The 21,024-nt window shown below is 69.8% G+C and carries 13 protein-coding genes, 1 tRNA gene and 1 rRNA gene; 3 read left to right on the top strand and 12 right to left on the bottom strand.

Annotated elements, in window-relative coordinates:
* The first annotated feature begins 80 nt into the window (after positions 1–80).
* Both ACZ5NH_RS28140 and ACZ5NH_RS28135 read left to right on the top strand, forming a co-directional pair.
* On the top strand, positions 81–926 hold the full coding sequence (locus tag ACZ5NH_RS28140) for an Fpg/Nei family DNA glycosylase (protein WP_468779076.1): 846 nt from the start codon (positions 81–83) through the stop codon (positions 924–926).
* A gap of 112 nt (positions 927–1,038) precedes the next feature.
* Positions 1,039–1,803, top strand: coding sequence for an SDR family NAD(P)-dependent oxidoreductase (locus ACZ5NH_RS28135; protein ID WP_468779074.1), 765 nt, complete (start codon positions 1,039–1,041; stop codon positions 1,801–1,803).
* A 360-nt stretch (positions 1,804–2,163) separates the two neighbouring features.
* Here the strand turns inward: ACZ5NH_RS28135 and ACZ5NH_RS28130 are convergent, their stop codons facing one another.
* From ACZ5NH_RS28130 to ACZ5NH_RS28090, 9 genes are all read right to left on the bottom strand, one after another.
* On the bottom strand, positions 2,164–2,634 hold the full coding sequence (locus tag ACZ5NH_RS28130; RefSeq protein ID WP_388635641.1) for a Dps family protein: 471 nt from the start codon (positions 2,632–2,634) through the stop codon (positions 2,164–2,166).
* A 192-nt stretch (positions 2,635–2,826) separates the two neighbouring features.
* Positions 2,827–3,201 carry a helix-turn-helix domain-containing protein gene (locus ACZ5NH_RS28125; protein ID WP_053666341.1) on the bottom strand — a complete coding sequence of 125 codons (375 nt, stop codon included), beginning with the start codon at positions 3,199–3,201 and terminating at the stop codon, positions 2,827–2,829.
* A gap of 109 nt (positions 3,202–3,310) precedes the next feature.
* Positions 3,311–3,856: a CinA family protein gene (locus ACZ5NH_RS28120; protein WP_451555557.1), complete on the bottom strand. Its 546-nt coding sequence runs from the start codon at positions 3,854–3,856 to the stop codon at positions 3,311–3,313.
* Positions 3,853–4,611: a CDP-diacylglycerol--glycerol-3-phosphate 3-phosphatidyltransferase gene (gene pgsA, locus ACZ5NH_RS28115; protein WP_468779072.1), complete on the bottom strand. Its 759-nt coding sequence runs from the start codon at positions 4,609–4,611 to the stop codon at positions 3,853–3,855. The genes ACZ5NH_RS28120 and pgsA overlap by 4 nt, the downstream gene beginning before the upstream one ends.
* Complete coding sequence (gene rimO, locus ACZ5NH_RS28110) at positions 4,608–6,080, bottom strand: 30S ribosomal protein S12 methylthiotransferase RimO (RefSeq protein WP_468779070.1); 1,473 nt, start codon at positions 6,078–6,080, stop codon at positions 4,608–4,610. The genes pgsA and rimO overlap by 4 nt, the downstream gene beginning before the upstream one ends.
* Before the next feature lie 94 nt (positions 6,081–6,174).
* On the bottom strand, positions 6,175–7,020 hold the full coding sequence (locus tag ACZ5NH_RS28105; protein ID WP_388635633.1) for a helix-turn-helix domain-containing protein: 846 nt from the start codon (positions 7,018–7,020) through the stop codon (positions 6,175–6,177).
* Positions 7,021–7,299: 279 nt separating this feature from the next.
* Entirely contained in the window at positions 7,300–10,044 is a 2,745-nt protein-coding gene (locus ACZ5NH_RS28100; protein WP_468779067.1) for a DNA translocase FtsK, read from the bottom strand.
* Between the two features lie 124 nt (positions 10,045–10,168).
* Positions 10,169–10,849 carry a response regulator gene (locus ACZ5NH_RS28095; RefSeq protein ID WP_468779065.1) on the bottom strand — a complete coding sequence of 227 codons (681 nt, stop codon included), beginning with the start codon at positions 10,847–10,849 and terminating at the stop codon, positions 10,169–10,171.
* A gap of 299 nt (positions 10,850–11,148) precedes the next feature.
* A complete protein-coding gene (locus ACZ5NH_RS28090) occupies positions 11,149–16,608 on the bottom strand; it encodes a HAMP domain-containing protein (RefSeq protein WP_468779063.1) in 5,460 nt (1,819 codons plus the stop codon).
* A gap of 409 nt (positions 16,609–17,017) precedes the next feature.
* Here ACZ5NH_RS28090 and ACZ5NH_RS28085 point away from each other — a divergent pair, with 409 nt between their 5' ends.
* Entirely contained in the window at positions 17,018–19,777 is a 2,760-nt protein-coding gene (locus ACZ5NH_RS28085; protein WP_468779061.1) for a SpoIIE family protein phosphatase, read from the top strand.
* 37 nt (positions 19,778–19,814) lie between these two features.
* Here ACZ5NH_RS28085 and ACZ5NH_RS28080 read toward each other — a convergent pair.
* From ACZ5NH_RS28080 to rrf, 3 genes are all read right to left on the bottom strand, one after another.
* A tRNA-Thr gene (locus ACZ5NH_RS28080) sits at positions 19,815–19,887 on the bottom strand.
* An 84-nt stretch (positions 19,888–19,971) separates the two neighbouring features.
* Positions 19,972–20,634, bottom strand: a complete 663-nt coding sequence (locus ACZ5NH_RS28075) for a DegT/DnrJ/EryC1/StrS family aminotransferase (RefSeq protein WP_468779282.1) — start codon at positions 20,632–20,634, stop codon at positions 19,972–19,974.
* Between the two features lie 116 nt (positions 20,635–20,750).
* Positions 20,751–20,867, bottom strand: a 5S ribosomal RNA gene (gene rrf / locus ACZ5NH_RS28070).
* Between the last annotated feature and the right edge of the window lie 157 nt (positions 20,868–21,024).

The following is a 21,024-nucleotide window of genomic DNA, read 5'->3' as shown; positions in this document are numbered from 1 at the left end:
CCCGCCCCCACCGCCACCTTCACCGCCACCGCCACCGCCACCCGAACGCCCACCTCACCCGACCGTGGCACCCTTGACGCATGCCCGAAGGTGACACGGTCTGGCAGGCCGCGAGGCGGCTGCACGAGGCCCTCGCGGGCAAGGCGCTGACCCGCAGCGACTTCCGGGTGCCGAAGTACGCGACGGTCGACCTCACCGGCACTACGGTGCTCAGCACGATCCCGCGCGGCAAACACCTGCTCACCCGGTTCGAGGGCGGCCTGACCCTCCACACGCATCTGCGCATGGAGGGAGCCTGGAAGGTGTACGGCATCGGCGAGCGCTGGCGGGGCGGTCCCGCACACCAGATCAGGGCGATCCTCGGCACCGCCGACCGCACGGCCGTGGGCTACCGGCTCCAAGTCCTGGAGCTGCTGCGCACGAGCGAGGAGGAGCGGGTCGTCGGCCATCTGGGCCCCGACCTGCTCGGCCCGGACTGGAATCCCGAGCGTGCCCTCGCCAACCTCCTCGGCGATCCCGCCCGCGCGCTCGGCGAGGCCCTGCTCGACCAGCGCAACCTCGCCGGCATCGGCAACATCTACAAGAGCGAGCTGTGCTTCCTGCTGGGCGTCACCCCATGGCTGCCCGTCGGTGCGCTGCCCGCGGACCGCGCGGAGAAGCTGCCTGCGCTCGCCAAGAGACTCCTGGAGGCGAACCGGGACCGCCCGGTCCGCCAGACCACGGGCCTGCACCGGCACGACCTGTTCGTCTACGGCCGCGCACCCCGCCCCTGCCTGCGCTGCCACACCCCGGTCCGCATGGCCGACCAGGGCGACGGCTCCCGGGAACGCCCCACCTACTGGTGCCCGACCTGCCAGACGGGCCCCGCCCCGGCCCCGGGCTCACCGCAACACCGGCGAGACCGCAGACCCCGCCGCACCGCCTGACGCCCCGCCCGACACCGCTCCGGCGTCGTCGGCACTGGCGTTGTCGGAGCGGCATCGGCGGCCGCTGACACGGCAATTGACGGCCCGTCAGAAAGGGCCGTACCGTCGCTCCATGCCCCTCACCGCGTACGACCTCACCGCACGCACCGTGTTCGTCACCGGAGCCGCCGGCGGTATCGGCCGGGCCTCCGCCGTGCTGCTCGCCGAGGCGGGGGCGACCGTGCACTGCGCCGACCGGGACGCGGACGGCCTGCAGGGCACGGCGGAGCTGATCGAGAAGCGCGGCGGCACGGCCCGTACGCATGTCCTGGATGTCACCGACCGGGCCCGGCTCGCCGAGGCCGTCCGGTCCTGCGAGCGCCTGGACGTGATGGCGGCGATCGCCGGGATCATGCACAGCAGCCCCGTGCTGGAGACGCGTGACGAGGATCTCGACCGGGTGCTGAACGTCAACTTCAAGGGTGTGCTGTACGCCTGCCAGGAGGCGGCCCGTTCGATGCTGGCCCATGACACGCGGGGCAGCATCGTGACCATGGCCTCCGGCGCGGTCGACACCGGAGGCACCGGGCTGCTCTGCTACGGCGCGGCGAAGGCGGCCGTGGTCCAGCTGACCAGGACGCTGGCCACCGAGGTCGGCCGGCACGGCATCCGGGTCAACGCGATCGCGCCGGGCTGGATCCGCACCCCGATGACCGACCGCCACGACCGCGAGACGCAGGCGCACACCGAGGGCCTGATGGCCCGGATGGCACCGCTGGGCCGGGTCGGTGAGCCGGACGACGTCGCTCACGCCGTGCTCTACCTGGCGTCGGACGCCTCGGCGTTCACCACTGGTCAGATACTTCGCCCGAACGGGGGTGTGGCGATGCCCTGGTAGCGTCCCCCTCGCGCCAGGCGGCCACCCAGCGCCCCTTCGACACGGCCCCCACCGTCTGCCCCTTGGGGACGCAGTGCACGGGCAGCAGGCTCAGCCCCCACCCGCCGGCCGCGACGGCGCCTTCCAGGAGACCCGCGCCCTGGCCCAGAGCCATCCGGAGCACGGCCCACCACCACAAGGCCGCGAACCCCAGCCCGACCGCCCAGCGCACTGTCCGCGCCACCATGCCCGCCACCACCTCCTGCCGGACGCTAGACCTCCGCCCGCCCGGCGGGGAAGGCGCACCACGGGCTCACCGGCGCACGAACATCAGCCCGTCCGCACCTGAGCAGCACCGGCAACCGACCCCGGCCAGAACACCTACGCGTTCTCCGCCTGGAACATCCAGTGATGCTTCTCCAGATCCGCTGTGATCCCGATGAAGATGTCCTGGGACACCGGATCCGGCTCCCCCGTCGCCGCCACCCGCACCCGCATCCCGGCGATCACCGCGCCGAGCGCGTCCACCATCGCCCGTACCGCGTCCCCGTCCTTGATCCAGCCCGCCGGAGTGGTGCCGATGCCGCTGCCGGAGGCCACCGTGGCGGCGCGTCCGTCCGGCGGTACGCCCAGGGCCGAGGCCCGCTCGGCCACCGTGTCGGAGTGGGTACGGGCGGAAGCGACGACCTCGTCGAGCTGGAGGTGGATGGAGCGGAAGCGGGGCCCGACGATGTTCCAGTGGATCTGCTTGGCGACCAGGGAGAGGTCCACCAGGTCGACGAGGGCACCCTGCAGCGCCTCGGCCACGGTCTTCAGGTCCCCCTCGGCCAACGGGCTCTTCACGACGTACATCCGCTTCCTCCGGTGCTTCGGCGCCGTCACGTCCCTCCACCATGACCGCATGGACCGAGCCCGGCAAACGGGCGCAAAAGTGATGCAACCCATACACGCGACCGGCAAAAAGAAAGCCCCGGCCACACTTCTCGGTTCGTTCCGAGAAGCCGACCGGGGCCTCACACGTTCGCTAGGCCGCGCACACGTGTGTCACGCGGCGACCACATCCACTGCCTCCGCGGGCGCCTTGATGGTCACCCGTTCCGGTGGCACACCGGTCACCGAGACGGAACCCAGCATCGGACGGACCGGCGTGGGCACGGGCTCGGTGGCCGCGGCGGACTGGGCCAGTTCGGCGAGCGCCAGCTCGTCGCTCACTTCTCGCATGAGTTCCGACATCCGTACGTCCAGCGCGTCGCAGATGGCGGCGAGCAGCTCGGAGGAAGCCTCCTTCTGCCCCCGCTCCACCTCGGAGAGATAGCCGAGTGAGACTCGGGCGGACGAGGAGACTTCGCGCAGAGTACGGCCCTGGCGTTGGCGCTGCCGACGCAGCACGTCACCCAGCAGGCGACGGAGCAGAATCATCGGTGGCTCCCTCCTCGGACCGCGTAGCCGCATCCTTCTCGCCCCACCGTACCGCCTCGCGCTGCGGCCGTGCGGGGAGCGATGTCGTGTTCACTCAGGGCTGCAAACATCAAAACCCCCCGTTCCGTTCCGTATCCTGTGCCCGCTCATTACCGGTCTGTTCGCCCGCCAGCTGCTCGAGGAGCACTGCGAGTACGCTCCGTACACTCTCCATACGAATTTCCGCACGGCTGCCGTTCAACCGCAGGGCTTCCACTTTTCCGCCGCCGGCGGAACCGGGGCGGTCGGTGAGCGGCCCGTCCACCGCCACGAAAACCGTCCCGACGGGCTGGCCGTCCTGCGGTTCGGGGCCGGCGACTCCGGTGGTCGCGATGCCCCAGTCGGCGCCCAAAACCTTCCGTACTCCGGCTGCCATCTCACCCGCGACCTGCGGATCCACCGCTCCTCGCTGCGCCAGCAGGGTGGCGTCGACGCCCAGCAGCTCATGCTTCAGCTCGGTGGCGTAGGCGGTGACCGAACCCCGGAACACCTTGGACGCTCCGGGGACCGAGGTGATCTCCGCCGCCACCAGGCCACCGGTGAGCGACTCGGCGACGGCGAGGGTCTCGCCCCTCACGGTCAGTAGCCGCACCAGTTCGGTGGCCTGCGAGCTCACGCTTCCTTCTCCTCCAACGCCGCCGCGCGCTCGGCGATTCCCTGCCTGCGCAGCACAATGGCTTGTCTCACGTAGTCGAGTCCGGTGACGACGGTGAGGACGACCGCCACGGCCATCACCCAGAACCTCAGCGTGGCCAGCCATCCCGTCAGCGCCAGGACGTACATCCCGACCGCCACGCCCTGGGTGAGGGTCTTGAGCTTGCCCCCACGGCTGGCCGGGATCACGCCGTAGCGAATGACCAGAAAACGAAGCACCGTGATGCCGAGTTCCCGGCCGAGGATCACGGCCGTCACCCACCACGGCAGATCGCCCAGGGCCGACAGACAGATCAGCGCTGCCCCCATGATGGCCTTGTCGGCGATGGGGTCGGCGATCTTCCCGAAGTCGGTGACCAGGTTGTAGGTGCGCGCCAGATGCCCGTCGAACAGGTCGGTGATCATGGCGATGGCGAAGGCCGCCCAGGCCAGCGAGCGCCAGGCCGGGTCATAGCCGCCGTTCGCCAGCATCAGCGCCACGAAGCCGGGCACCAGGAGCAGCCGGAGCATGGTCAGCAGATTGGCCACGTTCCAGACGCTGGCCTGGTTGACGGCCGCGGCCGCGATCTTCCCGCCGCGCGCGGACCGGCCGCCACTGTCGGGACCTGGAGCAGAACCGGAGACCTCGGACCGAGCGCCGTCGGCAGCGGCGGCGGAACTCCGGGCGCCGTGCGCGCCGGAGGAGCCACCCGCGGCGGATGCCGGGACTCCGGTCATCTGTCCGCCTCCTCACTGCACGCGAGCGAGCCGGCCAGCGGCTCGGCCACCAGGTCGACACCTTCCGTACCGACCACCTTCGCCTCGACCATACGTCCGACGCTCAGGCCCGCGCCGCTCGTGAGCAGAACCTGGCCGTCGGTCTCGGGCGCCTGGTGCGCGGCACGGCCGTACACGCCCTCTTCCTCGTCGACGGACTCGACCAGGACGTGCACGGTTGCGCCGACGCGCTCCTCGGCGCGCTGCGAGACGAGCTCCTCGGCCAGCCGGGACACCCGGGCCAGGCGCTCGGCCACGACGTCCTCGTCGAGCTTGTCGTCGTAGGTCGCGGCCTCCGTGCCCTCCTCGTCGGAGTAGCCGAAGACACCGATGGCGTCCAGGCGGGCGCCGTTCAGGAAGCGCTCCAGCTCGGCCAGGTCCGCCTCGCTCTCGCCGGGGAAGCCGACGATGAAGTTGGAGCGCACGCCGGCCTCGGGCGCCTTGGAGCGGATGGTGTCGAGCAGCTCCAGGAAGCGGTCGGTGTCGCCGAAGCGGCGCATGGCGCGCAGCACGCCGGGCGCGGAGTGCTGGAAGGACAGGTCGAAGTACGGGGCGACCTTCGGGGTGGAGGTCAGCACGTCGATCAGCCCCGGACGCATCTCGGCCGGCTGCAGATAGCTCACCCGCACCCGCTCGATGCCGTCGACCTCGGCCAGCTCGGGCAGCAGGGACTCCAGCAGGCGGATGTCGCCCAGGTCCTTGCCGTAGGAGGTGTTGTTCTCGGAGACCAGCATGATCTCCTTCACACCCTGCTCGGCCAGCCATCTCGTCTCGTTCAGCACGTCGCTGGGGCGGCGGGAGACGAAGGAGCCGCGGAAGGACGGGATGGCGCAGAAGGAGCAGCGCCGGTCGCAGCCGGAAGCGAGCTTCACCGAGGCGACCGGGGAGCCGTCGAGGCGGCGGCGCAGGGGGGCGCGGGGGCCGGAGGCGGGCGCCAGGCCCTCCGGGAGATCGGCAGGGGCGTGCCCGGGCAGGGCGACGGACGCGGCCGATTCCTGGCGCTCGGCCGGGCTGATCGGGAGCAGCTTGCGGCGGTCGCGCGGGGTGTGGGAGGCGTGGACACCGCCGGACAGGATGGTCTGCAGGCGGTCGGAGATGTTCACGTAGTCGTCGAAGCCGAGCACGCCGTCCGCCTCGGGCAGCGCCTCGGCGAGCTCCTTGCCGTACCGCTCGGCCATGCAGCCCACCGCCACGACGGCCTGGGTTCTCCCATGGTCCTTGAGGTCGTTGGCCTCGAGGAGGGCGTCGACGGAGTCCTTCTTCGCGGCCTCGACGAAGCCACACGTGTTGACCACGGCGACATCGGCGTCCGCGGCGTCCTCGACGAGCTGCCAGCCGTCCGCCTCCAAACGGCCTGCGAGCTCCTCCGAGTCCACCTCGTTACGGGCGCAGCCGAGAGTGACGAGTGCGACGGTACGGCGTTCAGGCATGGGCTCAAGAGTACTTCGTCTCACTGACAGCCCACGTCGACGGGGTTGGCCGATCTTGGCCAACCCCGTCCCACACGCTCTTCCCGAGGGCTCCTCAGCCCGCCACCGGGTCACCCTTCGTGTAGGTGAGGCGCTCCACCTGGCCCGCCTGGAAGTTGTCTTCGATCTTCTTGCCGTTGACGTACAGCTCGATCGCGCCGGCGTCGCCGAGGATCAGGTTGATCTTGGAGCTGTCCTGGAAGGTCTTGGACTCGCCCTTGCTCAGCAGCCCGTCGAAGAGCATCCGGCCGTTGTGGTCCTTGGCCGAGATCCAGCTGCGTCCGTTGGGCGCGCTGACCTGGACGGTCACCTTGTCCTGGGGCGCGGCGGCGATGGCGCTGTCGGAGGGCGCGGTGCTCGGCGTGGCGGGCTTGTCCTTCTTCGGCGTGGGCGAGGCGGACTTGCTCGCCGCGGGCGTGCCGCCGCCCCCGGCGACCTGCGACTTCGCGTCATTCCCCGAGTTGCCGCCCTTGACCGCGGTGAAGCCGACGAAGCCGATCACGACGACGATCGCGGCGACCATGGCGGCGGTCCAGTTCGGCCCGCGCCGCTCCGGCCGGATCCGCTCGGCCTCGAACAGGGGTGCCGCCGGGGTGGGTGCGGGACGGCCGCCGTGCTCGGCGTCGTACTGGGTGATCAGGGGTGCGGGATCGAGGTGGACGGCCTTGGCCAGCGTTCGGATGTGTCCGCGGGCGTACACATCGCCGCCACAGGGGGCGAAGTCGTCCGCCTCGATGGCGTGGATGATGGCGATACGGACACGAGTGGCGGTGCTCACGTCGTCCACGGTGAGCCCGGCCGCGATCCGCGCCTGCTGCAGGGCGCGGCCCACGGAGACACGGGCTTCCTGGGACTCGTCTTGCAACGGACGCTCGTCTTCAGGGGAGTTGCCGATGGACACGGGGGCGCCTTTCGAGCGTGTAGCCACCTGTGCTGGAAGCTCAGTCTAGGGGGGGTACGAAAGGGTGGGGCAACCGGGCGGTCTGACTTTGTACACCATAGGAATGGCCGGACATTCCTATGGTTCGACAGGCAGGTACCCCATCGTGGGATGCCTATCTGTCCTTTCGCTCAACTGGACGTACGACAAAGGGAAACGGTTGCTCGCCGCTCCCTAACGGGTGGATCACGGACGATGCCGCCACCCGGCGTAACCGGCGCCCGCCGGACGGCCTTCGCCCTACTCCCCAGACTCCCCGCGGATCAGGGCGAGCACGCCGTCCAGGTCATCAGGCTTCACAAGAACGTCACGTGCCTTGGATCCCTCGCTCGGGCCCACGATGTTGCGGGACTCCATGAGGTCCATGAGCCGCCCGGCCTTGGCGAAGCCGACACGCAGCTTGCGCTGGAGCATGGAGGTCGACCCGAACTGGGTGGAGACGACCAGCTCGGCCGCCTGGCACAGCAGATCCAGGTCGTCGCCGATGTCCTCGTCGATCTCCTTCTTCTGCTTGCTGCCGACCGTGACGTCGTCCCGGAAGACCGGCGCCATCTGGTCCTTGCAGTGCTGGACGACGGCCGCGACCTCGGCCTCGGTGACGAACGCGCCCTGCATACGGGTCGGCTTGTTCGCGCCCATCGGCAGGAACAGGCCGTCGCCCTTGCCGATGAGCTTCTCTGCGCCGGGCTGGTCGAGGATGACCCGGGAGTCGGCGAGCGAGGAGGTGGCGAAGGCGAGCCGGGAGGGCACGTTGGCCTTGATCAGGCCGGTGACCACGTCGACCGACGGACGCTGGGTGGCGAGCACCAGATGGATGCCGGCCGCGCGCGCGAGCTGGGTGATGCGCACGATCGCGTCCTCGACGTCGCGCGGGGCGACCATCATCAGGTCGGCCAGCTCGTCCACGATCACCAGCAGATACGGGTACGGCTGCAGCTCGCGCTCGCTGCCCTCCGGCGGCTTGACCTTGCCGTCGCGGACGGCCTGGTTGAAGTCGTCGATGTGCCGGTAGCCGTAGGCCGCCAGGTCGTCGTAGCGCAGGTCCATCTCGCGTACGACCCACTGGAGGGCCTCGGCGGCCCGCTTGGGGTTGGTGATGATCGGCGTGATCAGGTGCGGGATGCCCTCGTAGACGGTCAGCTCCACCCGCTTGGGGTCGACCAGGATCATCCGGACGTCCTCCGGGGTCGCCCGCATCATGACCGAGGTGATCAGGCAGTTGATGCAGGACGACTTGCCGGAGCCGGTCGCACCGGCGACCAGCATGTGCGGCATCTTCGCCAGCGAGTGCATCACGTACCCGCCCTCGACGTCCTTGCCGAAGGCGACCAGCATCGGGTCGTCGTCCTCGGCGGACTCCGCGAGCCGCAGCACATCGCCGAGGTTGACCATCTCCCGGTCGGTGTTCGGGATCTCGATGCCGACCGCGGACTTGCCGGGGATGGGGCTGATGATCCTGACGTCCGGGCTGGCGACGGCGTACGCGATGTTCTTGGTCAGCGCGGTGATCCGCTCGACCTTCACGGCGGGGCCGAGCTCGACCTCGTAGCGGGTGACCGTCGGGCCGCGGGTGAAGCCGGTGACGGCCGCGTCGACCTTGAACTCGGTGAAGACCTGGGTGAGCGAGGCGACGACCGCGTCGTTGGCCTCGCTGCGCGCCTTGCCGGGCCCGCCGCGCGTGAGCAGGTCCAGCGACGGCAGTGAGTAGGTGATGTCCCCGGAGAGCTGGAGCTGCTCCGCGCGCGGCGGCAGGTCGCGCGGCTCCTCGGGGGCTCTCTTGGTCAGGTCGGGGACGATCCCGGCCGTGAGTTTCTCCTGCTTGGGGCGCGCTGCCGGGACCGGCGCCGGGGCGGGCGCGGGGGCCGGGGCCGGGGTGGGCACCGGCGTGGTCTCCTCGCGGTCGCCCACGCTGACGCCCTGGGTCAGGTCCGCGACCAGGGGGGAGGGCGGCATGCCGTGCAGCACCGCGCCGTCGAGCGCCGCGGCGGCGGCCGCCGCGACGTCCACGGCGTCCATCCGGCGCTGCGGATCCGGCTGGGGCACCGCGGAGCGCCTGGGGCGCCCACGGCGCCGCGAGAGGGCCTCCTCCTCGGCGCTGTCGGGGTCGTACGCCTTGGGGGCGGACGAGCGCTTGCCGGGGCGCGCGGGCAGCGCCTCGCGCCACTGTTCGTCGTAGCGCTCGTCGTCCTCGGTGAAGTCCTCCGCCTCGTGGTCGTGCAGCACGCCCAGGCGTACGCCGAGCGCCCGCAGCCGCTGCGGGATGGCGTTGACCGGGGTGGCGGTCACCACGAGCAGCCCGAAGACCGTCAGCAGCACCAGCAGCGGTACGGCGAGCGCGTCGCTCATGGAGTACGTCAGCGGAGTGGCCGCCGCCCAGCCGATGAGGCCGCCTGCGTCCCTTATGGCCTGCATGCCGTCGCTGCGGGCGGGCGAGCCGCAGGCGATGTGGACCTGCCCGAGCACGCCGATGACGAGCGCGGACAGGCCGATCACGATCCGCCCGTTGGCCTCCGGCTTCTCCGGGTGCCGGACGAGCCGTACGGCGATCACCGCGAGCAGGATCGGCACCAGCAGGTCCAGTCGGCCGAAGGCACCGGTGACGAGGATCTCCACGAGGTCGCCGACGGGGCCCTTCAGGTCGGCCCAGGTGCCGGCGGCGACGATCAGCGCGATGCCGAACAGCAGCAACGCGATGCCGTCCTTGCGGTGGGCCGGATCGAGGTTCCGCGCGCCCTGCCCTATGCCGCGGAAGACGGCGCCGACGGCGTGCGCGAGGCCCAGCCAGAGGGCGCGCACGAGTCGGTACACGCCCCCGGTGGGGCTGGGCGCCGGCTTCGGCGGCGCGGCCTTTCGGGCCGGGGCCTTCTTGGCGGGCGCCTTCTTGGCCGGAGCCTTCTTCGCTGCGGCCTTCTTCGCCGGAGCCTTCGCGGGAGCGGCCGCCTTCCTGGCGGGCTGCTTCTTGGCTGCGGAGGGACGTGAGGCCATGGGTGTGAGGTTACCGGGGGAGACGACGGCGGACACGTGTGCCCACAGCTTCACCCGTTCGTGTCGCCCTTGTCGAGGACCGGAACTGACGCACGCTCATGGGCAACCGCCGCCCGGGTGTACGTCAGTTCTGCGCCGGCACCGCCGAGCCGCCGGGGCCGGCGCCCGGCTCCAGGGCGTCGAGCGCGCGGCGCAACCCGGTGAGTTTGCGCTCCAGATGGGCCGCCGTGGCCACCGCGGCCGCGTCCGCCGAGTCGTCGTCCAGCTGCTTGGACAGTGCCTCGGCCTGCTCCTCCACGGCCGCGAGCCGCGCGGACAGCTCGGCGAGCAGCCCGGCGGACTCCTTGCCGCCGACCGCGCCCTTGCCGCCGCCCTCCAACTGCAGCCGCAGCAGCGCCGCCTGCTCCCGCAGCTGGCAGTTCTTCATGTACAGCTCGACGAACACCGAGACCTTCGCGCGCAGGACCCACGGGTCGAAGGGCTTGGAGATGTAGTCGACCGCGCCCGCCGCATAGCCCCGGAAGGTGTGGTGCGGGCCGTGGTTGATCGCCGTGAGGAAGATGATCGGGATGTCCCGGGTCCGCTCGCGCCGCTTGATGTGCGCGGCGGTCTCGAATCCGTCCATGCCCGGCATCTGGACGTCCAGCAGAATGACCGCGAAATCGTCCGTGAGCAGTGCCTTGAGCGCTTCCTCCCCGGACGATGCCCGCACCAGCGTCTGATCGAGCGCAGAGAGGATCGCCTCCAGCGCCAGCAGATTCTCCGGCCGGTCATCGACCAGGAGGATCTTGGCCTTCTGCACCATGGCCCGCCCTCCTCGCCCCGGCGGTACACCGGGCGCCGCCCCAGGGGACGACTCCCTTTCGCCGCCCGTCCTTGTGCCGGTCATCGTAGCCGCACCCCGCCCGTCGCCACACCCTGTCACCGCGATGTCACTGTGCACATAGCGAAAACGCGGCGGGGGTGGTGATGGTTCCCGGAATCCCACATTCCCATACGTTCGCAGGCCACCCTAAGCCGTACCTTCGCCCTCACCTCAAGTGGACAACTCCCGACCCACGCCAAGGGTTCTCCGGGTGTTCACATCCCCGTGCGCCGATCTCGTCACTTCCCACCCATCCACTGCTGCATCACGGCCAGCAGATGATCCGGGTCGACCGGCTTGGTCACGTAGTCGGAGGCACCGGACTCGATCGCCTTCTCCCGGTCGCCCTTCATCGCCTTCGCGGTCAGCGCGATGATCGGCAGCCCGGCGAACTGCGGCATCCTGCGGATCGCCGTGGTCGTCGCGTACCCGTCCATCTCCGGCATCATGATGTCCATCAGCACGACCGCCACGTCGTCGTGCTGCTCCAGCACCTCGATGCCCTCGCGGCCGTTCTCGGCGTACAGCACCGACAGACCGTGCTGCTCCAGGACGCTGGTGAGGGCGAACACGTTGCGGATGTCGTCGTCGACGATCAGCACCTTCTCGCCGCCGAACCGCACCCCGCGCGCGGACTGCGGCGCGCTCTCCTGCTCCGGCACCGCCCAGTGCTCGGGCCGCTGCTCACCCTGCGGCAGACCTCGGCGCCGGCGCCGGAAGAGCGCGGCGGGACCGTTCTGCGTCTCCCGGTACGACTTCACCTCGGCCGGAGTCTCGATCTCCACGGCGGACAGCTCCGAGGACTGCCGGGCCTCGGAGGCCAGCAGCTCGCCCGCCTCCAGCGGGGGCACCGACTGCTGGTAGCCCTGCGGCGGCAGCTCGCTCGGGTGCAGCGGCAGGTACAGCGTGAACGTCGAGCCGCGCCCCGGTTCGCTCTGCGCGTAGATCTCACCGCCGAGCAGCTGCGCAATCTCCCGGGAGATCGACAGACCGAGGCCGGTGCCGCCGTACTTGCGGCTGGTCGTGCCGTCCGCCTGCTTGAACGCCTCGAAGATCACCCGCATCTTGCCGGCCGCGATGCCGATGCCGGTGTCCGTCACCGAGAACGCAATCAGCGGTCCGTCCGGATCGGTCAGCGAGCCGGCCTCCAGCAGCTGCTCCCGGATGCCCACCGGCACGTCCGCGCCGGCCGGCCTGATCACCAGCTCCACCGACCCGGAGTCGGTGAACTTCACCGCGTTCGACAGCAGGTTGCGCAGCACCTGCAGCAGCCGCTGCTCGTCGGTGTGCAGGGTCGCGGGCAGCTCCGGGGAGACCCGTACGGACAGATCCAGGCCCTTCTCCGCGGTCAGCGGCCGGAAGGTGGCCTCCACGTAGTCCACGAGCTGCACGAGCGCGATACGCGTCGGGGAGACGTCCATCTTGCCCGCCTCGACCTTCGACAGGTCGAGGATGTCGTTGATCAGCTGGAGCAGGTCGGAGCCGGCGCCGTGGATGGTCTCGGCGAACTCCACCTGCTTCGGGGACAGGTTGCCCTCGGCGTTGTCGGCGAGCAACTTGGCCAGAATCAGCAGCGAGTTGAGCGGCGTACGCAGCTCGTGCGACATGTTGGCGAGGAACTCGCTCTTGTAGCGCATCGACACCGCGAGCTGCTCGGCACGCTCCTCCAGGACCTGCCTGGCCTCCTCGATCTCGGTGTTCTTCACCTCGATGTCGCGGTTCTGCCGGGCCAGCAGCTCGGCCTTCTCCTCCAGTTCGGCGTTGGAGGCCTGCAGCGCCTTCTGGCGGTTCTCCAGCTCGGCCGAACGCTCGCGGAGTTGCTCGGTCAGTTCCTGCGACTGCTTCAGCAGCTGCTCGGTCTTGGTGTTGACCGAGATGGTGTTGACGCTCGTCGCGATCATCTCGGCGATCTGGTTGAGGAAGTCCTTCTGGATCTGCGTGAACGGCGTGAAGGAGGCCAGCTCGATCACACCGAGCACCGTGCCCTCGAACAGCACCGGCAGCACGATCACCTGCGCCGGCGGGGCCTCACCGAGCCCGGAGGAGATCTTCAGGTAGCCACTGGGCGCGTTCTCCACAAGGATCGTGCGCTTCTCCTCGGCGGCCGTGCCGACCAGCGCCTCACCTGGCCGGAACGACGTCGGCATGGAGCCCATCGAGTAGCCGTACGAGCCCAGCATGCGCAGCTCGTAGTTCTCCTCGCCATCGCCGCCGTCCTTGCCCTCCTCCATGAGCGGCATCGCCACGAAGAACGCGCCGTGCTGCGCGGACACCACCGGCGTCAGCTCGCTCATGATCAGCGAGGCCACGTCCTCCAGGTCCCGGCGGCCCTGCATGAGGCCGGAGATACGGGCCAGGTTGCCCTTGAGCCAGTCCTGCTCCTTGTTGGCGATGGTGGTGTCGCGCAGGTTGGCGATCATCTTGTTGATGTAGTCCTGGAGTTCCTGGATCTCGCCGGACGCGTCGACGTCGATCTTCAGGTTCAGGTCGCCGCGGGTCACCGCGGTCGCCACGCGCGCGATGGCACGCACCTGCCGGGTCAGGTTCCCGGCCATCTCGTTCACCGACTCGGTCAGGTCCCGCCAGGTGCCATCGACGTCACGCACGCGTGCCTGGCCGCCGAGCTGTCCCTCCGTACCCACCTCACGGGCCACGCGCGTGACCTCCTCGGCGAAGCTGGACAGCTGATCGACCATGGTGTTGATCGTCGTCTTCAGCTCGAGGATCTCGCCGCGCGCGTCAATGTCGATCTTCTTGGTCAGGTCACCCTTGGCGATCGCCGTGGTCACCATGGCGATGTTCCGCACCTGACCGGTCAGGTTGGACGCCATCTGGTTCACGGACTCGGTGAGGTCCTTCCAGGTGCCGGCCACACCCGGTACGTGCGCCTGGCCGCCCAGGATGCCGTCCGTGCCCACCTCACGGGCCACCTTGGTGACCTGGTCGGCGAACGAACTCAGCGTCTTGACCATGATGTTGATGGTGTCGGCGAGCTGCGCGACCTCACCGCGCGCCTCGATCGTCACCTGCCGCGTCAGATCGCCGTTGGCGACGGCCGAGGCCACCTGGGAGATGTTCCGCACCTGCATGGTCAGGTTGTTGGCCATGAGGTTGACGTTGTTGCTGAGGTCCTTCCAGATACCGGTGACACCCGGCACGTGCGCCTGACCGCCCAGGATGCCCTCGGTGCCCACCTCACGGGCCACCCGGGTCACCTGCTCGGCGAAGCTGGACAGCTGATCAACCATCGTGTTGACCGTCGTGACGAGTTCGAGGATCTCGCCCTTCGCGTCAACAGTGATCTTCTTCGACAGGTCGCCCTTGGCGACCGCGGTCGTGACCTCGGCGATGTTGCGCACCTGGATCGTCAGGTTGTTCGCCATGAAGTTCACCGACTGCGTGAGGTCCTTCCAGGTGCCGGAGACCCCCTGCACCTCGGCCTGACCGCCCAGGATGCCCTCCGTACCCACCTCACGGGCCACTCGCGTGACCTCCTGGGCGAACGACGACAGCTGGTCCACCATCGTGTTCAGGGTGTTCTTCAGCTCCAGGATCTCCCCGCGCGCGTCCACGGTGATCTTCTGGGAGAGGTCACCGCGCGCCACGGCCGTCGCGACCTGCGCGATATTGCGGACCTGGGCCGTCAGGTTGCCGGCCATGCCGTTCACGGAGTCGGTCAGGTCCCGCCACACACCGGCCACACCAGGAACCTGCGCCTGACCGCCGAGGCGGCCCTCGGTACCCACGTCACGGGCCACCCGGGTCACCTGGTCGGCGAAGGCGGACAGCTGATCGACCATGGTGTTGATCGTGTTCTTCAGCTCAAGAATCTCACCGCGCGCGTCGACGTCGATCTTCTGCGACAGGTCACCGCGCGCCACGGCCGTCGTCACCTGGGCGATCTGCCGCACCTGCGAGGTGAGGTTGCCGGCCATGAAGTTGACGGAGTCCGTCAACTCCTTCCACGTGCCCGACACGCCGTCCACCCGGGCCTGACCGCCGAGGCGGCCCTCCGTACCCACGTCACGGGCCATCCGCGTGACCTGGTCGGCGAAGCTCGACAGCTGGTCCACCATTGTGTTCACGGTGTTCTTCAGCTTCAGCATCTCGCCGGAGACGTCCACGGTGACCTTCTGCGACAGGTCGCCGTTGGCCACGGCCGTCGTCACCTGGGCGATGTTGCGCACCTGACCGGTCAGGTTGCGGAACGCCGTGTTGACGGAGTCGGTCAGGTCCTTCCAGGCACCGGCCGCGCCCGGCACCTGCGCCTGACCGCCCAGCTCACCCTCGACACCGATCTCCCGCGCGACCCGCGTCACCTCGGCACCGAACGCCGACAGCTGGTCCACCATCCCATTGACGGTGTTCTTCAGCTCCAGCATCTCGCCGGCCACGTCGACCGTGACCTTCTGCGACAGATCACCACTGGCCACAGCCGTCGTCACGGTCGCGATGTCCCTCACCTGGATGGTCAGGTTCCGGAACACGGTGTTGACGGAGTCCGTCAGGTCCTTCCACGTACCCGCGGCGCCCGGCACGTTCGCCTGCCCGCCGAGCCGGCCCTCCGCGCCGACCTCGTTCGCCACGCGCGTGACCTCGTCCGCGAAGATCCGCAGCGTCTCGGTCATCTGGTTGATCGTCTCGGCGAGCTGTGCCACCTCACCGCGCGCCGGAACCGTCACCTTCTGCGACAGATCACCACTGGCGACAGCGGTCGTGACCTGCGAGATCCCGCGCACCTGCGCGGTCAGGTTGCCCGCCATCGTGTTGACGGAGTCGGTCAGCTCCTTCCACACACCGGCCACACCCGGCACCTGCGCCTGACCGCCCAGGATGCCCTCGGTGCCCACCTCACGGGCGACCCGGGTCACCTCCACGGAGAAGGACGACAGCTGCTCCACCATCGTGTTGACGGTGTTCTTCAGCTCCAGCATCTCGCCGGCGACCTGCACGGTCACCTTGCGTGACAGATCACCCCGAGCGACCGCCGTCGTCACCAGCGCGATGTCGCGCACCTGGGCGGTCAGCTGCCGCGCCATGGTGTTGACGGACTCCGTCAGGTCCTTCCACGAACCGGACATGCCGCGCACCCGGGCCTGACCGCCGAGCTTGCCCTCGGTGCCGACCTCGCTGGCCACGCGCGTGACCTCGTCCGTGAACGTCGACAGCTGGTCGACCAGATTGTTGACGGTACGGCCGACCTTCAGGAACTCGCCCCGCAACGGGTGCCCGGTGCCGCCGTCCAGCGCCTGCGTCCGCAGCTCCATCCGCGGCGACAGATCGCCCTCGGCGACCGCCGTGAGCACCCGGCCGACCTCCGACACCGGCCACACGAGATCGTCGACGAGCGCGTTGGAGGCGTCGATCGCGGACGCCCAGGAGCCCTCGCAGGCCCCCTTCTCCAGCCGCTCCGTCAGCTTGCCCTCACGGCCCACCATGCGCCGCACCCGGGACAGCTCACCGGTCAGATGCAGGTTCCGGTCGGCCACCTCGTTGAAGACGGCCGCGATCTCCGACATCACGCCGTCCCCGGAGACCGTGAGCCGCTTGCGGAAGTTCCCGTCCCGCATCGAGACGAGAGCCGCCAGCAGCCGGTTCAGGGCAGCCGTGTCCACGGCGGTGGTCTCACCGCGCCTGCCCAGGGACGGTCCGCCTTTCGCACGCGTCTTCGTGCCACGCGTCGCCGCGCCAGACTCCACTGTGTCCCTCCCGGAGGGGTAGACCGTTACTGCTGTGCTCGGCCGCTTCGGCCCGGCCTGCCGGTTTCGGCATACCGGTTACTTTCGGCGTACCGGTTACTGCTGCGTATTTCTGCCAGACGAGATCCGGCCACACCAGAGGCTGCTGCCCGCCGTACACGGAACACACGCAGGCTGACCCGACCTTCATCAGAAGCTTGCCCAGTGTTTCACCCCGGCCCAACCAGGCCATAACAGTTCGGCAGCTTCGCACATCGTCCGCACACCATGGGGGGTAAACACCGGCGACCGGCATCCGCTCGGACGGCGAAGGTAAGTAACCTTGCATGCGGCTGTCCAGCCGCACCGGTCCGACCGGCTTGGGCGGTGGCACGAGAACGAGCGGGCATCGGAGGGGCGGCCGCAGACCATGACCACCGGAGTCATCCCCGGGGGACAGTCCCCGGAGCCACAGCCGACGGGCGAGCTGATGCCGCAGCAGCGACGCGAGCCCGTCGGCCACGCAGCCCTGCACGTAGACAACCGGCCGAGGAGTTCTGTGATCACCGCGCGCGCGGCCGCCACCTTCGAGCCCGTGGGGCGATCGGTCGCGACCGCCCGGTCCTTCGTCCGCGACACCCTCCAGGGCTGGGGCTTCGCCGACATCGTCGACGACGCCGTGGTCCTCACCAGCGAGCTGGTGACCAACGCGGTCGTCCACGCGGGCACGCACGCGGACGTTCTGTGCCTGCGCACCGAGGACGGTGTGCGCGTCGAGGTCTCGGACCGCTACCCCGAACGCGAGGTCCCCCTCCAGCACGCCGCCTCCTCCATGGGCAGCCCCGACCGCGAGGGCGGCCGCGGCCTGCAGCTGTGCGCGGCCCTGGCCACCCGCTGGGGCGTCGACTACACGCCCACCCACAAGAACGTCTGGTTCCAACTCAACCTCCCCGAACGCCCCGTCGGCACCCGCACCGCCGGCCCCTCCCTCCCCGCCGACCTGCTCCCGCTGGCCGACAGCCGGGTGCGCGTCGCGGTCCTCCAGGTGGACCGGGACGGCTCGATCACCTCCTGGAACGAGGACGCCGAAGAACTGTTCGGCTATCCGGCCGGCGAGGTCATCGGCAAGCCCCTCACCGAACTGGCGGCCTGGCCGCACACCCCGGGGACCAGCACCGGTGTGGCCGAGGCCCTGCAGCTCTCCCGCTGGGAGGGCAGCTACGGCATCCGCGGCGCCGACGGCCGCGTGGCCTCGGTCTACGCCTCCCACCTCAGGGTGCGCGACACCGGCGGCGAACCCTCCACCGTCTGCCTCCTGGTCCGCGACCACGAGCGCGCCGTACTCCAGACTCCCCCGCGCGTCCCGGCCGGCGACCAGACCCCGTCCGCCGACGGCCAGAGCACCGACCCCTTCGAGGTCTTCATCGGCTCCCCCGCCCCGGACGACCTCGACGGCCTGCTCCAGCGCACCGTGGAGCGCGCCCGCGACATGCTCGACGCCGACTCCGCGTTCCTGCTGCTGGCCACCGACGACGAGACCGAGCTGGAGGTCCGCGCCTCCACCGGCCTGCCCTCCGCCCGCCAGCGCTTCGCGCGCGTACCCGTCGAAGCAGGCCCCGGCCGCTACGGCTCCGCACGCATGCCGGCCGTCCACGACGACCTCACGTCCGTCCCCGGCGCCGTACCGCTGCTCGCCGGCACCGGGATGCGCTCGGTCGTCACCGTCCCGCTGAAGGTCGAGGGCCGCCTCACCGGCTCGCTCGGCGTCGCGGCCGAGGCACCGGGCCGGTACTCCAACGAGGAGGCGCTGCGCCTGCAGTTCGCCGCCGACCGGATCGCCCTGGCCGTCGAGTCGGCCCGCCTCGGCGAGCTGGAGCGGCTGCGCCGCGGCTCCCTGAGCTTCCTGGTCGAGGCCTCCGACCTGCTGGCGGGCACCCTGGACCGCGACCAGACGCTGGCCCTGATGGCCCAGATGACGGTCCCCACCCTGGCCACCTGGTGCGCCGTCTATACGATCGCCGACCAGGCCTCCGAGCCGTATCTGTCGTACGTCCTGCACGAGGACGAGGAACTCATCGACGGCATCAAGTCGTTGCTGTCGAAGGTCCCGCCGCCGGACCCGGTACCGACCCCCGGCGCCCGCGTGTGGGCCGTCCCCGCCGAGGTGGCGCACCGGGCGGCCCTGCGCTCGTCCATGCGCAGCCTCGGCCTGTCCGGCGGTCCCACCCACCGGGTCAGCGCGGGCATCGGCCCCACCCTCGCCACGGCCTCCGCCGTCGGCGGCGAAACGGTCGTGCTGCCCCTCGTCGCCCGTAACCGCGTCATCGGCATGCTGACCCTGGGCAAGCCCACGGACGAACACTTCCGCCAGGAAATCCTGGAACTGGCCGAGGACCTGTCCCGCCGGGCGGCACTCGCCCTGGACAACGCCCGCCTGTACTCGGAGCGCACGGCCATCAGCCAGTCCCTCCAGCGCAGCCTGCTCCCGCCGGGCCTGCCGCAGATCGACGGCGTCGAGGTCGAGGTCATCTACCGCGCCGCCGGAGAGGGCAACGAGGTCGGCGGTGACTTCTACGACCTCTTCCCGATCGGCAACGGCGCCTACGGCTTCGCCATCGGCGACGTCTGCGGTACGGGCCCCAACGCGGCGGCGGTCACCGGACTCGCCCGGCACGCCCTGCGCCTGCTGGCCCGCGAGGGCCTGTCCGGGCCGGCGGTCCTGCAGCGCCTGAACTCTGCGATCCTCGACGAGGGCGACCGCAGCCGCTTCCTGACCCTCCTCTACGGCGAGATGCGCCCGCAGGAGGACGGCAGTGCCGAGCTGAAGGTGGTCTGCGCCGGCCACCCGCTCCCCCTGCGCCTGCGCCAGGACGGCACGGTGACGCCGGCCGCCGAACCGCAGCCGCTGCTGGGCGTGATCGAGGACCTGGAGCTGCACGAGGAGACGGTCACCCTCGACCCCGGTGATGTACTGCTCTGCGTCACGGACGGCGTCACCGAACGCCGTGAGGGCGCGCGCATGCTGGGCGACGACGGCCTCGCCGACGTCCTCACGACCTGCACGGGGCTGACGGCGGGCGCGGTCGCCGCGCGCATCATGCGGGCGGTGGAACGCTTCGCGTCGGACGCCCCGTCGGACGACATGGCGATCCTGGCGATGCGCGTCCCGGGAATCCACAAGGACGCATGAGAAAGACCCCGCCCGAAGGGCGGGGTCTTTCTCTTTGAGCCCCCAAACGGAATCGAACCGTTGACCTTCTCCTTACCATGGAGACGCTCTGCCGACTGAGCTATAGGGGCCTGTCGTTTTCGAGGTTTCCCTCGCCGCGACGAAGAAACTCTACCCCGAGCGGGCCCGAGTTCCCAAATTCGTTCGGAACCCGCTCAGTAGGCGGGCTGCAGCAGTCCCCCGAGCGCGTTGCACGCGGACACGATCCGGTGCATCTCCCGCTTGGTGAGCGAGGCGTCCACGGGCAGCGTCAGCGTCTCGTCGGCGGCCAGCTCGGTCTCCGGCAGGGACACGCACCGACGGAACTCCGGCAGCCGGTGCACGGGCGTCTTGACCGGCACCCGGCAGTCAACGCCCTTGGCCCGCAGGGCCATCGCGAAGGCGTCCCGGTCGGGCCGGCCGTTGCCAGGTACTCGCACGACGTACTGCTGGTAGGTGTGCCTGTCACCGCCGTCCGGCGTCCGTACGCCCTTGAGCTTGCCGTCGAGGTAGGCGGCCCGCTGCCTGCGCTGCGCTATCTCGTCGTACGGCGCCTCGGACTCGCCCTGCTCCAGCACCAGGACACCGTGCCGCTGCCCGAACCCGTGCAACCGCCGCACATCGGCGCGTCGTCCGAAGCGGTGCACGACAACGACCGCCGCGGTACGCGGAGTTACAGCTGCCTCGACAGAGCCGGGGTCGAGGCAGTAGGTCACCGGGTCTATGTCGGCGAACACCGGGAGCGCACCGGCCAGGGTCACCGCCTCGGCGACCTCGACGTTCCCAAAGGCAGGTACGACGACCTCGTCACCGACTCCGACGCCGGCGGCCCTGAGCATTGCAGCAGTTCCCATGTGCTGGATGCTGGGTGCGCAGGGTGAACGACACGTTAAGCAAAACGTAAAAAGGCCGGACCCCGAACCGAAGTTCAGGATCCGACCTTTTTATAAGAATTGTTCGGCGGTGTCCTACTCTCCCACAGGGTCCCCCCTGCAGTACCATCGGCGCTGTGAGGCTTAGCTTCCGGGTTCGGAATGTAACCGGGCGTTTCCCTCACGCTATGACCACCGAAACACTATGAAACTGACAACCGGACCGCCATCGGATGGCGGGGCTGTTCGTGGTTTCAGAACCAACACAGTGGACGCGAGCAACTGAGGACAAGCCCTCGGCCTATTAGTACCGGTCACCTCCACCAGTTACCTGGCTTCCAGATCCGGCCTATCAAC

Source organism: Streptomyces sp. NPDC031426 (assembly GCF_055581585.1).
This window is presented reverse-complemented; position numbering and strand designations above follow the sequence as displayed.

Coding starts and splice junctions, on each gene's coding strand:
- ACZ5NH_RS28140 (WP_468779076.1), top strand. CDS start 81: ATGCCCGAAGGTGACACGGTCTGGCAGGCCGCGAGGCGGCTGCACGAG.
- ACZ5NH_RS28135 (WP_468779074.1), top strand. CDS start 1,039: ATGCCCCTCACCGCGTACGACCTCACCGCACGCACCGTGTTCGTCACC.
- ACZ5NH_RS28130 (WP_388635641.1), bottom strand. CDS start 2,634: ATGTACGTCGTGAAGAGCCCGTTGGCCGAGGGGGACCTGAAGACCGTG.
- ACZ5NH_RS28125 (WP_053666341.1), bottom strand. CDS start 3,201: ATGATTCTGCTCCGTCGCCTGCTGGGTGACGTGCTGCGTCGGCAGCGC.
- pgsA (WP_468779072.1), bottom strand. CDS start 4,611: ATGACCGGAGTCCCGGCATCCGCCGCGGGTGGCTCCTCCGGCGCGCAC.
- rimO (WP_468779070.1), bottom strand. CDS start 6,080: ATGCCTGAACGCCGTACCGTCGCACTCGTCACTCTCGGCTGCGCCCGT.
- ACZ5NH_RS28100 (WP_468779067.1), bottom strand. CDS start 10,044: ATGGCCTCACGTCCCTCCGCAGCCAAGAAGCAGCCCGCCAGGAAGGCG.
- ACZ5NH_RS28095 (WP_468779065.1), bottom strand. CDS start 10,849: ATGGTGCAGAAGGCCAAGATCCTCCTGGTCGATGACCGGCCGGAGAAT.
- ACZ5NH_RS28085 (WP_468779061.1), top strand. CDS start 17,018: ATGACCACCGGAGTCATCCCCGGGGGACAGTCCCCGGAGCCACAGCCG.
- ACZ5NH_RS28075 (WP_468779282.1), bottom strand. CDS start 20,634: ATGCTCAGGGCCGCCGGCGTCGGAGTCGGTGACGAGGTCGTCGTACCT.